This window comes from Paenibacillus sp. 01T443 (assembly GCF_056398325.1).
The window spans coordinates 1-14,067 of record NZ_JBFTPE010000012.1 but is presented as its reverse complement, the minus strand read 5'-3'; the positions used below and the strand labels follow the sequence as shown (position 1 = coordinate 14,067).

Sequence of the window (14,067 nt, the reverse complement as noted above, 5' to 3'; positions counted from 1 at the left end):
GTACATAACCCTCCATTGGTTTGGCGATAGCGCCAAAGAACCAGGTATTGAACCTAGGTACATTACAGAACAGCAGGTTCGTCAATTTGTTCAAGACACTTCATGCCGGCTCGTAAACTTGTATGAACATGCCTCATTCCTATAATAAAGCCATATCAGCTGCCTATGAACGTTAAAAGACCAGTCCACTGCGGCATGCCCGCGTTGAACTGGTCTTACTAATTTGGTGCAATGAATCTTTAACCGGTCATTCGTTTATTCGGACGAGGCGACCGTTTGCAAGCGGCTGCTTGCAAATTCGCGAACGCTTCGCCACTCGGCCAAATGGCTCTCGAGCTGCTGGATTAATCCATTTACGCCTTGGATAAAAGGAACCTGTCCGCCCGCTTGGATTAAAGCAACGGATTGAAGTGTATCCGCTGTTAGCGCATTGTGAGCAGGAAGAGCGGCAGCGAGCCGATAAAGAGCATCCTCAACGGGAGTAGCTGGAGCGGCAGACGGGCTTAGCTTCTGCGTTTCGGCAGCTTCCGGCTTAACGGGTTTCTCAACCTTCGGGGCAGCAGGTTTGGGTTCAGCGGCTGGTTTGGCACGCTCCGCTTTGTTCTGCTCATGGGTCGACCAGGTCTCTATGAGTCCGCTTCCTGTTTTGAAGAGCAGCTTGTCCTTGGTGCTGTCAGAAATGGTTTTGTCTTTAAACAGCTTGGCTATTTTTTTCACGTCGCTTACAGGCAGCTCATCCCGCGCTGCAATCAGCGCAAGCGGATCGCGATGCTCCATCGGCAGATCCTTCAGCGGAAGCAATTGGTCCTCGGTCAGCTTATCTTTCTTAATCTCTGTGCCGCTGACAATCAGTTTCTTCACCGCATTGCTGAATTTCAGCAGCTCGCATTTGTTCTTGATATAGGATTCGGGCTTGCCGAGCTTGCCGGATAAAAATTTGGTTGAGCTTCTGAACTTCGAATCATTCAGCAGTTTATTGAATGCTTCGGCTTCCTCAATCGGCGAGAAGCCCTCGCGCGTCAAATTTTCTGCTATCTGCTCCAAATAAATCTCCATCTCGTCCGTCACGGTGGAGACGATACAAGGGATGGTCGGCTTTCCAAGCATTTTGCTAGCTTTATAGCGGCGGTTGCCGTAAATGATTTTATAGCGTCCGTTGCTCGTCGTTCTTACTTTAATGGGGGAGAGCAGGCCGATTTCGTCGATGCTTTTCATTAATTCCTGCAGTGCTTCCTCGTCGAACTGGTACCTGGGCTGATCGGTATCCTCGTCTATTAAATCCGTTACAATTTCAATAATATCCATATGATTTCTCCTTAAAGTTTTGCTGCATTTTCATTGTTCAAGGTCGGTTGCTGACTTCCTCTATTATATAGCAAGGGCGGAAATGAGGAAACGATTGGCGCAGGATGCGAAATGTTTTGCATTTTTGGAAGAGATTGAAACAAATGCTGGGCGCTAAACGTTTTTAGTAGTAATAAGGGGAGATGGAAAATGATACGAATGAGGAGAGCCGCGTTCATCCTTTTACTGACTGCTGGAATGCTTCTAACCGCCTGCAGCAATAAGCCGTACGGTCATTATCGGGATGATCAAATGATCGGTTTCATAGACACTTTGAACGAGCAGGAGCAGACAGTCGGCTTTAATATCTCGGAATGGTCGAAACGCGATGAACCGGGTCCGGATATAGCTGATTGGGGAGCGGGTTACGAGGCGCGCGTGCTCCCAAGCACGAAAATTACTAATGAAGCAGGCGAGAAGCTGAGCTGGGGGGATTTGAGGCAAGGGCAGAAGGTGCAAATCAATCCTTCGATAACCGAGAAGAAAACGGAAACGCCTGATGAGCTTATTATTTTGACTATGCCGAATGAAGAGCTGCTTGCGAGAGCGGGATTGCTTGCCAGCAAAAAGGGCAGCTACAAAACGACGGTTGTATACGAGAAAGGCAAGCCTCAGCCGTATCCCGTGGAGGAGATCGAGAAGGACGCTAAGATTGTTCTTAATGGGGGCTGCGGCTGGATGGAGCATAACCCGCGCTACGTGATGGATGTGAAAAAAGCATTTAGTCTCGAAGCCCTCCCTGTGTTTCTCGTATTCGACACAGAGAAGCTTGTGCTGAAGACGGAGCGTTTGGAAGAAGCAGCGGCGTTCATCAGCTCGATGGAAAAATAGTTCTGTTATAGTTGTCTATTGCACAAACGGCGGTGTAGAGTGTAAAGAAGAAGCCCCGGTTTGCAGAGCGCTGATACCAGCCCATATTTGTGTGTTTTTCAATGCTGGCGCTCATGGTTGTTAAGTCCCTTAACTACCTCGTGTTCCGTGCTGCCGCAATGGTAGTTAAATCTATTAACTACCATTATGTGTTTCAAGCCTACACTGCATATTGTACAACGGACACCTTACATATGAGGTCCAATGGTGGGCTAGATTGCAGTTTGTACAATGGGATAGCTCCATGAGCGCCATCGGAGCCCATTAGCTGCTGATTCTATTGCACAAATTATGTGTTCCGTGCTGTCGCTCCGGGTAGTTAAACCCATTAACTTCCATTCGGTTTTTCAAGCCTACGTTGCAGATTATACAACGGAAACCTTACATAAGAGTTCCAATGGTGAGCCAGATTGCAGTTTATACAATGGGATAGCCCAATGAGCGCCGTAGGAGCCCATTAGCTGCTGATTCTATTGCACAAATTATGTGTTCCGTGCTGTCGCTCCGGGTAGTTAAACCCATTAACTTCCATTCGGTTTTTCAAGCCTACGTTGCAGATTATACAACAGAAACCTTACATAAGAGCACCAATGGTGAGCCAGATTGCAGTTTATACAATGGGATAGCCCAATAAGCGCCGTAGGAGCTCATTAGCTGCTGATTCTATTGCACAAACTGCAGCGTAGCGCGGTACTTTTCGCTCAATATGGCATTCTATTGCACAAACTGCAGTGTAGGATGAGGACAGCGGTTTTTATGATAAAATGATTTGTTAAATGAACTGTTAAATGAATGGTTAAACGAATAAGAACGAATATAAAGGTGTGATACCTATGGAAGAAATACAGGGAGAGCTTTGGACGCCCGAATCATTGAAGGAAGATTTCAAAAAGCTGGGCATCAAGCCAGAGATGACGGTCATCATGCACAGCTCGATGAAGTCGATCGGCGGCTATGTTGCTGGAGGGCCGGTTGCCGTCATTTTGGCGATAGAAGAGTGCCTGGGCGAGAGCGGAACCCTCGTTATGCCGACCCATACGGGAGATTTATCCGACCCGGAGCACTGGCGCTATCCTCCCGTCCGGGAGTCATGGTGGCAACCCCTAAGAGATTCGATGCCGGCCTTTTCCGCCGACCTTACTCCGTGCAGAGGCATGGGGATTATAAACGAAAGCTTTAGAAAACAAAACGGGGTTGTGCGCAGCAACCATCCCCAGGTATCCTTTGCTGCTTGGGGCGCCAAAAAAGAGAGCATTACAGCGAATCATAGTCTGGCATACAGCCTGAGTGAACAATCTCCCATCGCTAGACTATATGAGGAGGAGGGCTGGGTGCTCTTGCTCGGCGTGGGCCATAACCGCAATACATCCCTGCATTTGGCGGAATATCGCTCGCAGTATGTGGGTAAGTCCGAAATGACAAACCATGCCCCTATACTTGAAGAAGGCGTGCGAAAATGGGCTGATTTTCAAGACATTGATTTTAACTCGGATGATTTTGAACAGCTGGGCGAAGCATTTGAACGGGATACGGGAAAAGTACGGAGAGGTACGGTTGGCCATGCTGCCGCGCTGCTCATGCCGGTAAAGGAATTAGTCGATTACGCGGTAAGTTGGATGGAACGGCATAGAGGGCACAAAGGAGAGCATGATGATTGAAACGTTAGTTTTCGAAGAAATTCAGGAACAGCATCTGCCTGCGATTATGCGCACCTACAATTATTACGTTGAACATACAACGATCTCTTTTCATACGGRACCGCTAACCCTTGAGGAGATTAGGAACAATGTGATACATCAAAGTCCCAAATACAAATCCTTCGTTATTTTAGACGGGGGCATGTTCAAGGGGTATGTTCTCATCACCCAGCATAAAAATAAGCAAGCTTACGATGTCACAGCCGAGGTAACGATCTATTTGGACCCGGAACAGCTAGGCCACGGCATTGGGAGCAAGGCAATCGCCTTTCTCGAAAAACAAGGAAGAGCGGGCGGCTTTCGCGTATTGATCGCAACCGTCTGCACCGAGAACGAAAGAAGCATCCGTTTGTTCGAGAGACACGGCTATACGAAATGTGCGCATTTCAAAGAGATTGGCTTTAAGTTCGGAAGAAGATTGGATATTGCCAGCTATCAGAAAATAATCGAATAACACATAAAAGGGGAGATGCCCGTTAGCCTGCGCTAACCTGGTGCATCTCCCTTTATAGTTAATCTAAAGCGAAAACCGCAGCTTCTTATCCAAATATTTCAGCGCTTTTTCCGTACATATCGCGCTTAGCTCCGCTTTGGCGACCGTTTTTGCTTCTGCTAAATGGCGAGGCGCTTCCGGTGCTTCGCTGAGCGTTTCATAAAGCCAATGGTCGGAGCTCTCAAAGCACATGCTGCTCCAGCCGCCCTCGAAATCACTCTCTTGCGCGCCAGTAATGACAATATCAGCGTAGTTTTGAAGGTCAACGAGCGCCCGCTCGTAATCCTTTTTTTGTTCCTTGGCCGTTAATTGGGATTCTTTGCGCAAGTTCCGCGAATCGATATTGCCGGCTTCCTTAATGATTCGATAAATGTTTCGAGCGTCCTGAGACAGCAAACCGCTGCTGTATCTCTCTTCTACGCTTTTGCCTTGGGAAAGCAGCATCGGAATAAACGGAAACAAGTCTACATGAATGAAGGAAGCTTTGGTTCCGAAAAACTTTCCGTATGCCGCATGCTCATCCTTTACGATCTTGACGCGCCACAGCCAAGGGTCCAGTTCGGTATCGGTATGCCAGCTGTCGCTCGGCACGACGGAGGTAAGCGAAGGATGCTCGGGAATCAGATCGGAAAATGGAAAAATCTTATATTGATCAACAAGCTGTACGAACTCCGGATACGTTGTAATACTCATGTTTTCACTCCTAAAGTAGGTTACTCTATTATTCTAGTAATTCCCATGTTTATCCTGCTTTACACGAAAGATATGAAATAAACCGAGGCGAAACTTTTTTGTCAGAGATGACGTCTTATACGTGAGGATTGCCATAAGATATGGTTTTATTAGGAGAGGACTGGTATGAAATATGAAGAGTATGCTCGCATTAGCGGCACTGACAGCGCTTCTTCTCACTGGCTGCACTGCTGAAACGACGAGGATCAAGGGTACGAGTGGACAGGAGCCGATCGTTGTTCAAGTTAGTCAAACAGAGTCGTTTAACAAAAAGCATGCCAGTTCATTGCAAATAAATGGAGTACAAGAAATTTCCCTATCCAAAATATCGGGAGAACGAAACGATGCCGTCGTATTTTCGGAAAATGATAAGCTGGACATCATAGAACGCGCCATTCAAACAGCAGAAGCGCTGCCTGGATTATTGAACGTGACGGCGCCCCGTTACGAGCTTACTGTAAAGCGTCAGCTGCAAAAACAAGATTTTCATCTTTGGATTGAACCAGGCAGTGAACAAGGCATGATTATGGATGTCATGGACACTCATCAAGGGTATGTCCTTACAAAGGCTGCAACAGCTGAGCTGCTGCAAATCATCGAGGCGGATGAACGCCTTCGTAACTACGAGCCAAAGGAAAGAGAAATCGTTACGCACGGAACTCCACTCACCGAGATGGTCTACAAAAGGGGAAACGGTGTTTTTTTCATGGGGAAAAGCGAGAATTCACAATAACATGCGATGATTAGGGGAGGAATTCATAATGAAAAAATGGATGAAAACGGCGGCGGCTGCACTAACCGTAGCGGGAGTGTTAAGTGCTGGCTCTGCGGTTATGGCTGCACCTATCTCACCGATACCCGTCAAAATGTTTATTAACGGTTTATACCAGGACGATGTTTTAAATGTGAATGGCAGAACGATGGTCCAATTGAAAGCTTTTCATGATCCTGCTAAAATTAGCTATTCCTACGAGTCGGCTACGAAGACCGTTATTATCAAAAATCCGGTTAACAAAATAACGGTACGTTTGAAGGACGGCTTGAAAACGGCTGACATCAATGGCAAGAAAATCGCATTAGATGCGCCGGTTACGGTGAAGCGGGGGCGGACCTACGTGCCTGTCCGCTTTGTAACGGAGACGCTTGGCGGTACGGTCGCCTATAATAACGCTGCAAAGCAAGTTATTGTCCGGACACCTACGGGTGAAGAGCAGTTCAAAACACTTATGAGCGGTGAACTCGATAAAGCGCGCGTCGCTGCACTCGGTCTTCCGGAGTTAAACTACGGAAAAGAAATTCAACCCTATGGGGAAGGCTTTACGACCATTTACACGTTCCCGATAGGAGAAGCACTCCGTTATATAATGGAATATAGAGGTTTAGTGACTTATGTGGAAGTCAACGAAAATGGCATAGCCGAGATCAAATGGCAAAAAGATACGATAGGGAAAAATGGCGAAACGGGCCAAGAACCGAAAGCATTTGGCGAATCCGTTTATTTTATGAATAATCTAATGGCGGATTTGCTGCATTACGGAACGGTCGACAGCACCGGAAAAAGTACGGAGTTGGCCATCGTTGACCGCTATAAGAATCCAGAGTTTGCGCATGTTCTTATCATGCCGATTGAGGGCGAAGTGAGGACAGATGCAAAATTGACTGAATAAGCTCAGAAGGAAGCGTGCTTGCCATCATGATTGAAAAAATCGATATAACTGATCCGCGCATCGCAAAGGAAGTGCTTGGCATTCAAATACCTTCTTACAAGATAGAGGCCGAGCTGATTCGTTTTGAGGAGCTGCCCCCTCTAAAAGATACCGTGGAAACGCTGTGCGATTGCGAAGAAACCTTCTACGGCTATTACTTTGGCGGTGAGCTATGCGGGGCCATAGCGATAATAAGGGAAGCCGGCACTATCGATATTCATCGCTTGATGGTTCACCCGAAGCATTTCCGAAAAGGAATAGCTAAGGAGCTGCTGCAGTATGTAGAAGGTCTTGCGGGCAGCGGAGGTACAATTGTGGTTGCAACGGGATCACAAAACGCCCCGGCCGTAAGCTTTTATAAGCAAAGCGGTTTTGCGGAAACGGAAGTTTTTCTGGTGGAAGACCGCCTGTCRATTACTTCTTTCAAAAAGATGATACGATAAGCTATATATTTACTTGGGCAGAAGGAGAACGAATCATTGCAGCTATTAGTGAAGGCAATCAGCGGCTCTCAAGAGATTTCCGTGTACGAAGCCAATCAGTTATATGGGGAGATCGGGAAATATCGTTTCTTGCAATTTTCGGATCATGCGATTCAGGGGGCGATTGACTTGAAGAACCCCAAGCGAATCGTGCTGGAATATCCCAGGGCGGTTATACACTTGATGGAGAGGAACAATCCAGCCTTCGAAAATGTTTTTATGATCGGTCACGGAATCGGAACCATCCCCGCGAATTACCCGGATAAACGATTTATCGTAGCGGAAATCGACGAGACGGTAGTAGAGCTAAGCAGAGCGTACTTCCATTACCGCACGGATAATGTTCGGATCGGAGACGGTCGCCGGCTGCTATGCGAGCAGGAGCGGAGTGAGTTCGATTTTATTATTTTGGACGCCTTCACGGAGGCAGGCACACCTTATCATTTAACGACCTTGGGCTTTTTCGAATTGGCCAAAGATAAGCTGAACGCCAATGGCTCGATTATTTTGAATCTGATGGGCAAAGTGAAAAATGACAAAATAATGAATGCCATTTATACGACGCTGGGAGCAGCCTATGCTTATGTCAAAGTGTTTTCGCTGCCTGCTGAGCATATCGCGGATATAAGAAATATTATTATAGTAGGAAGCTGCAAAGCTATCGATTTTGATCATAAGGAAATGGCAGGCTTTTATGAAATTGAGCTGGAAGAAGGCCATATCCTGATGGACAAACGAGAAGCGTGAGCGGGACTGGGACGAATTGGCTATTGTTTCTGTTCTTGTATCACCCGGCGATATTCGCGAGGCGTCATACCGGCAATTCGTTTGAAATGGGTGAGAAAGGCATCGATATTTTTGTAACCTACCTCTTCCGCAATAGCGCTGATTTTCTGCTGCGAGCTTCTTAATAGCTCGCAGCTTTTTTTGATGCGCAGATGCTGAAGATAATGGAGAAAGGACTGTCCGGTATGCTGCTTGAACACGCGGCTGAAATGCCGCTCGCTCCACTCGCACCGGGCAGCAAGCTGCCCTACTGTCATGCTTTCGTGCGCATGCAGCTCCAATTCGCTGAGTATCTGTTGAAAGGGGACAGCAGCTTTTCCTTCTAATAAAGGTTTGTTCGTTTCTCGCATCAAGCGATAGATAGATACGAGCAGCTGTACGAGCAGCGCCTGAAGATAAGCGGGCGATCCGTTTTGCGGCTGCTCATATTCGCGCAGCATGCTTCGAATCAAACTATCGATTTGGCCGTTGGAGTCAAATACGGATTGAAACGCCGATGGCAGGGTCAGCTGTTTTTCGAGAAAATCGACAATCGGCGGCTCACCGCCAATCCATTCTTTAAGAGAGACGAGCAGAGACGGCAGGAAGATGCAATTATATACAATTAACGGAGGACTGGTTCGAGAAGGCGTTGAAGGCCGGAAGACATGCGAGACTCCGGGAGGCAAAATAAACAATAAGCCTTTGTATACCGGGACCACCTCTTCTCCGATATGATGGAAGCCTTTGCCCTCAGCTACATAGGCGAGTTCGATGAAATCATGATTATGCAGCGGAAGCTGAAAGTTTTCGGTGGCGCGGTTTACAAAGATAACGTCGTCGTTTTTTTGAAAATATTGCTCGACCTTGTGCAACTGCGTAGGCTTGCTCGGCATGATGTGATCGACCCTTTCACTGAATGTCGCTTTTCAGGGATTAAATGTCCGAAATAGGGGTAAATGAGTACCTTGATTTTACTATAATAAGAGATAGAATGCACGGGCAAGCACACTATAGCTGGCATAAAAGGAGCAGAATGACACATGGTGAATAACGATTGGAATGCGAGCTGGATTTGGGGCGGAGAAGCTGTAAGCCCACGCAATGAATGGCGCTGCTTTAGGAAAAGCTTTGTTGTTGATCAATCGACTGACGGTATAACCTCGACTTCAAATACTACCTTGCGAATCAGTGCGGATTCTCGTTACGTTCTTTATATCAACGGCAAGCAAGTTGGAAGAGGGCCTGTGCGTTCTTGGACCGTCGAGCAATTTTATGATGTGTATGAGGTGGGCCATCTGCTGGTGCCGGGACAAGTAAACACGATTGCAGTGCTGGTGCTTCATTTTGGAGTATCTACCTTCTATTATCTACGCGGCCGCGGCGGCTTGCTCGTTCAATTAGACAACGGCAACGAAACCGGTACGGAATCGAAAACACTTCTAGCTACGGATGAAACCTGGAATACCTCCGTACATGAGGGATATCATACACGCTCGCCGCGTATGTCCTGTCAGCAAGGCTTCTCCGAATATGTGGATGCTGGCTTGTGGGGGGAAGACTGGATTGAAACTGCATATCAAGATGCGCGATGGGAGAAGTCGAAGATCATAGGGCCTGTCGGTACGGGGCCGTGGACGACGTTATTAGAGCGGGATATTCCTCTTTTGGCTGAGTACCCWGTATATCCATCACGCATTTTAACCTTGAACAGCGTTCAATCCTTCACGTACTCCACAGCCATTGATATGCGGAATCAAATGGTTGAAGGCAGCGAGGAGCATGCCAATGTTGTAGGGTTTACCGGGTATGCGGCAACGGTTTTGAGTGTAAGTGAGGAGACCGAAATCATTCTTGGATTCCCAAATGCCGGAGAATGTGTGGGTTCGGTATCGTTGAACGGAGTTAAGCTGGGCGAGGATCGATTTACGGGTGTCCTGCCTGAGCGCTATGCGGCAGTTACGCTAAGCAAAGGCGACAATTTATTGTTAATCGATGTAAGCGGACAAATGCATACGGGTAAGCTGCATTTGGGTATTTTCAGCGATGCGCCAGTCGAGCTTCGAGCTCCGCTAATCGAAGCGGCTGAGCAGCAGGGGGCTTCTGCTTTCATTACGATTGGTCCCTTTGAATGCACCTATTATTTGGATCATCAGCAGTCGAGAGAAATTGATTTTGAAGACCAACGATATAGAGAAGTGATAGACAAGGTAGCTTCAATTGATGACTTGATAGCGTATTCATCTTATATTCGTGCAATCGACGAGAGCTACGTGAGTGAAGCGGATGTATTCGGTCTGTCCATCTGGAAGAAAGAAAGTATCTCCCGCACGATTCCGACAGCTCTGCAAAATGCATTGATTCCAAATGCCTCGGCTGGCGTTATTCCAGTTTATCCGGGTTTCGACACCGAAATCGTTATCGATTTCAGCAAGGAGCTTACAGGCTATCTGTCCTTCGAGGTTGAGGCAGAAGCGGGAACGATTTTAGATTTTTACGGCTTCGAGTATCTGACGGAGGATTATAGGCAGGATACGTTCGGACTCGACAATACGCTTCGTTATGTTTGCAGGGAAGGCAGGCAGCGGTATGTGTCCCCCGTTCGGAGAGGACTGCGTTATTTGATGTTGACTGTCCGCAATGCGGTGAAACCGGTTAAGCTGATCAACGTTCATTATATGGCAAATCATTATCCGGTGGCCGAAATCGGCAGGTTCCAGTGCTCTGATCCGCTCCTCAATGATATTTGGGAGATCAGCCGCCATACAACGAAGCTCTGCATGGAGGATACGTTTGTGGATTGTCCAGCCTATGAGCAGGTGTTCTGGGTGGGCGATAGCCGCAATGAGGCGCTGGTCAGCAATTATTTGTTCGGCGTAAATGATATCGTGAAGCGCTGCCTCCGTCTTGTGCCGGGTTCAAAGGATCAAACGCCGTTGTATGCCGACCAGGTTCCGAGCGGGTGGAGCAGCGTAATACCGAACTGGACATTTTTCTGGGCGATAGCTTGCCGTGAGTATGTGGAGCAGACGGCGGATTTAAGCTTTGCCAAAGAAATGTATCCGCATATCCGCTTTACGCTCGAGCATTACTTAAAGGAGATCAATGAGGATGGCCTGCTGGCGATTAAAGGCTGGAACCTGCTCGATTGGTCGCCGATTGATCAGCCGAATGACGGCATTGTAACTCATCAGAACTGCTTTTTGGTGAAAACCTTGCGAGTCGCCTCCGAGATGGCGGTCTTCTCGGGCGATACGGAAGGGCAGCGGAAGTTTGCACAGGCGGCAGATGACCTTCAAGTTGCTATCAATGCGCATCTGTGGTCAGAGGAGCAATCCGCTTATCTCGATTGTATTCACGTGGATAGCCGAAGGTCAGATATCTTCTCCGTGCAAACGCAGGTTGTCGCTTATTTGACTGGTGTTGCGCAAGGCGGACGGAGAAGCGTGATGGAGCGTTATTTGCTGGATTCGCCTGCTCATTTTGTGCAAATCGGCAGTCCGTTCATGTCCTTCTTCTATTATGAAGCCTTGTCTGAGTCCGGGCAGATCTCAACGATCGTCGATGACATCCGCCATAATTACGGGCAAATGATTGAGCATGATGCTACAACCTGCTGGGAGATGTATCCGAATTTCACGGAGAACCGGGCGAACCCCAATATGCTGACGAGAAGCCATTGCCATGCTTGGTCCTCTGCGCCTGCCTATTTCCTCGGGCGTGAGGTGCTTGGGATTCGCAGTGCGGCAATCGGATGGAGCGAGGTGGACATCATGCCTAATCCATGTGGATTGACTTGGGCGAAGGGGAGCGTGCCGCTTTCGGATTCAGGACGAATCGATGTATCGTGGAAGCTCCTCGCAGAGCAGGTTATCGAAATTTCCGTTCACTACCCAGAATCAGTTAAAGTAAATATCAAGATACCTGAGGGGTATCAAGGGATTATTCGGGAAAAGAAAAGCGTGTAGCATAGGTGTAAAGGAATAGGATCATAGCTTGCTCTTTATTGAAGCAAAAAAATAAGCTCTCACTGTCCGCTGGCAGTGGAGAGCTTATTTCTATGTGCTGCGCATGCTGCGTTGCTTAGTACAGATCGAACATGTTGACGGCATAGCCTTGCATTTTCAAGTAAGTAAACAGCTGTGCGCGGTGGTGCTGGGCATGCGTTGTTATTTCAATCAGCCATTTTGCCTGAACTGAGCCCTGCTCCAAATAAAAGGGCTTTGTTTTCTTGTGCAGGAAATCTTCCTCATGGAGTCCTTCCATATACGCTTTTACTTCATTAAATCCCGCAGTCATCCATTCGATTAGACGTTCCTTGTCGCGATTAGCTGCAATATCAGCTTCGAGCTTGCGAATCACCGGTTCGCTATTTTCTTGAAGAATAAGCAGATCAGAGGACGGGACCGATACAAGATGCTCCACAAGCTCCAGCAATGACCTCATATTGTCATGGGGCTTGAAATCCCAGTGTTCCGGTGAAATTTTGAGAATGAGATTCGAGGATGTTTTGACGATATGCTCCAATTCCTCAAGAAGCAAATCTTTGACTTCGTTAACAGCAGGCATGTTTGTTCACTCCGTTCATCAAATGTAGTGATGTTGATTGCTTAATTAGGCTCAACACCAATAGTAGCCTATAATAGTGACAATAGTTGTCATAATTATAAAAAAGAATTGGAGCATAGCGATGTCTAAATCGAAGCGGCTTATCGAATTGATGATGACAGTCAATAGAATGCGGAAGTTCACCGTCAGGGAGCTTGCCCATGAGTTTGGAGTATCAACACGAACGATATTGCGAGATTTACAGGAATTAAGCGAGCTTGGCGTTCCTTTATATTCCGAGGTCGGGCCTCACGGCGGCTATCAGGTACTGAAGGAAAGAATTTTACCGCCTATCGCTTTTACGGAGGAAGAGGCAGTAGCGATATTTTTTGCAAGCCATGCCCTCAGGCACTATTTATATCTTCCCTTTGAGACAGAAGCCTCTTCGGCACTCAGCAAGTTTTACTTTTATATGCCTGGCGATGTCCGCGATCGCATCGATCAAATGAAGAACCGTGTTGATATTTTCACACCCGAGAGGCAATCAAAGGTTTCTTATTTATCTATCCTGCTGGAAGCGTCTATTCATCAGAAAGTATTGCTCATTGAATATGAATCGCGGGAAGGCAAATCTAGCCGGCAAATTCAACCGATCGGCATATATGCCAGCAACGGTTTATGGTATTGTCCAGCTTACTGTTTTCTGCGGGCGGAGCTGCGGTTGTTCCGCTGTGACAGAATGAAATCGGCTGAGTATGATACATCCGATTTAAAGCCGATGGATTTGCGGGATGTGAATCTTGAAAATCGAGATGCGTTTTTTCAAACGAAGGAGGAGTATATCGGCATAAATGTGGATTTGAGCAGAGAAGGTGTTCAGCGCTGCGAATCTGAGCTGTGGCCAACGCCTAAGCTACATATTTATGAGGACGGCACAGGCCGTTTGGATGGACAGGTTCGTAAGGTTGATCTGCCGTTTTTTGCAAAGTTCTTTATGGGATTAGGAGATGAAGCTACTGTTAAAGAGCCCACCGAGCTGATTGAACGTATGAAGCAGATTGTGGCTGCGATTATGGCTAAATACAAATAACAGGCAAGCTAAGAGATTTGAATGTTTGAAGGAATCCACATTCGGTTATTCTGATGAGGAATAGAAGGGGCAATCCCCTTTATTATGGGGGAAAGGAGTCTTATTGAAATTAATTTTAAAAAACACTTGCATTACTAGTCTTGTCCATGGTATATTCTTATTCTGGCCAAGAAACACACCGGAACGAAAGAAAAAGATTGCTCTTTGAAAACTGAACAACGAGTAATAACTGCCTCGCAAATCCTTCGGGATAAGCGAAAAAGCGATAAAAAGTAATGAGCATTTCAAACACCAATTTGGAGAGTTTGATCCTGGCTCAGGACGAACGCTGGCGGCGTGC

The 14,067-nt window shown here is 47.2% G+C and carries 14 protein-coding genes; 9 read left to right on the top strand and 5 right to left on the bottom strand.

The genetic code is table 11. The annotated features are described in order from the left end of the window. Nucleotides 1-255: 255 nt before the first annotated feature. Entirely contained in the window at nt 256-1,305 is a 1,050-nt protein-coding gene (locus tag AC1DLI_RS22470; RefSeq protein ID WP_477606622.1) for a ParB/RepB/Spo0J family partition protein, read from the bottom strand. A gap of 189 nt (nt 1,306-1,494) precedes the next feature. On the opposite strand from AC1DLI_RS22470, the gene AC1DLI_RS22465 reads away from it, so the two are divergent. The 3 genes from AC1DLI_RS22465 to AC1DLI_RS22455 all read left to right on the top strand — a co-directional run bounded on the left by AC1DLI_RS22465 (nt 1,495) and on the right by AC1DLI_RS22455 (nt 4,365). Then, on the top strand, nt 1,495-2,175 hold the full coding sequence (locus tag AC1DLI_RS22465) for a hypothetical protein (protein WP_477606620.1): 681 nt from the start codon (nt 1,495-1,497) through the stop codon (nt 2,173-2,175). 872 nt (nt 2,176-3,047) lie between these two features. Beyond that, entirely contained in the window at nt 3,048-3,872 is an 825-nt protein-coding gene (locus AC1DLI_RS22460) for an AAC(3) family N-acetyltransferase (protein ID WP_477606618.1), read from the top strand. Then, nucleotides 3,865-4,365 (top strand): N-acetyltransferase family protein, encoded by a 501-nt coding sequence (locus tag AC1DLI_RS22455; RefSeq protein WP_477606616.1) that lies wholly within the window; start codon nt 3,865-3,867, stop codon nt 4,363-4,365. Before AC1DLI_RS22460 ends, AC1DLI_RS22455 begins: the two co-directional genes overlap by 8 nt. A 63-nt stretch (nt 4,366-4,428) precedes the next feature. Here the strand turns inward: AC1DLI_RS22455 and AC1DLI_RS22450 are convergent, their stop codons facing one another. Next, nucleotides 4,429-5,097 carry an AlkZ-related protein gene (locus AC1DLI_RS22450; RefSeq protein WP_477606614.1) on the bottom strand — a complete coding sequence of 223 codons (669 nt, stop codon included), beginning with the start codon at nt 5,095-5,097 and terminating at the stop codon, nt 4,429-4,431. Between the two features lie 172 nt (nt 5,098-5,269). On the opposite strand from AC1DLI_RS22450, the gene AC1DLI_RS22445 reads away from it, so the two are divergent. From AC1DLI_RS22445 to AC1DLI_RS22430, 4 genes are read left to right on the top strand one after another with little or no spacing between them, the layout of a single operon-like run. After that, nucleotides 5,270-5,869 (top strand): YhfM domain-containing protein, encoded by a 600-nt coding sequence (locus AC1DLI_RS22445; RefSeq protein WP_477606612.1) that lies wholly within the window; start codon nt 5,270-5,272, stop codon nt 5,867-5,869. Between the two features lie 28 nt (nt 5,870-5,897). Further along, nucleotides 5,898-6,803 carry a copper amine oxidase N-terminal domain-containing protein gene (locus AC1DLI_RS22440; RefSeq protein ID WP_477606610.1) on the top strand — a complete coding sequence of 302 codons (906 nt, stop codon included), beginning with the start codon at nt 5,898-5,900 and terminating at the stop codon, nt 6,801-6,803. A 26-nt stretch (nt 6,804-6,829) separates the two neighbouring features. After that, nucleotides 6,830-7,285, top strand: coding sequence for a GNAT family N-acetyltransferase (locus tag AC1DLI_RS22435; protein ID WP_477606608.1), 456 nt, complete (start codon nt 6,830-6,832; stop codon nt 7,283-7,285). 36 nt (nt 7,286-7,321) lie between these two features. Further along, nucleotides 7,322-8,071 carry a spermidine synthase gene (locus AC1DLI_RS22430; RefSeq protein WP_477606606.1) on the top strand — a complete coding sequence of 250 codons (750 nt, stop codon included), beginning with the start codon at nt 7,322-7,324 and terminating at the stop codon, nt 8,069-8,071. 20 nt (nt 8,072-8,091) lie between these two features. Here AC1DLI_RS22430 and AC1DLI_RS22425 read toward each other — a convergent pair whose 3' ends face one another. Next, nucleotides 8,092-8,985 (bottom strand): helix-turn-helix domain-containing protein, encoded by an 894-nt coding sequence (locus AC1DLI_RS22425; RefSeq protein ID WP_477606604.1) that lies wholly within the window; start codon nt 8,983-8,985, stop codon nt 8,092-8,094. 147 nt (nt 8,986-9,132) lie between these two features. Here AC1DLI_RS22425 and AC1DLI_RS22420 point away from each other — a divergent pair, with 147 nt between their 5' ends. Then, entirely contained in the window at nt 9,133-12,057 is a 2,925-nt protein-coding gene (locus AC1DLI_RS22420) for a family 78 glycoside hydrolase catalytic domain (RefSeq protein WP_477606602.1), read from the top strand. 115 nt (nt 12,058-12,172) lie between these two features. On the opposite strand, the gene AC1DLI_RS22415 is transcribed toward AC1DLI_RS22420, so the two are convergent. Beyond that, on the bottom strand, nt 12,173-12,658 hold the full coding sequence (locus AC1DLI_RS22415; RefSeq protein ID WP_477606600.1) for a DinB family protein: 486 nt from the start codon (nt 12,656-12,658) through the stop codon (nt 12,173-12,175). Nucleotides 12,659-12,779: 121 nt separating this feature from the next. On the opposite strand from AC1DLI_RS22415, the gene AC1DLI_RS22410 reads away from it, so the two are divergent. Beyond that, a complete protein-coding gene (locus AC1DLI_RS22410; RefSeq protein WP_477606598.1) occupies nt 12,780-13,727 on the top strand; it encodes a helix-turn-helix transcriptional regulator in 948 nt (315 codons plus the stop codon). Nucleotides 13,728-13,772: 45 nt separating this feature from the next. Here AC1DLI_RS22410 and AC1DLI_RS22405 read toward each other — a convergent pair. After that, nucleotides 13,773-14,067 (bottom strand): hypothetical protein (locus AC1DLI_RS22405; RefSeq protein WP_477606596.1); only part of this gene is annotated, 295 nt, incomplete at its 5' end.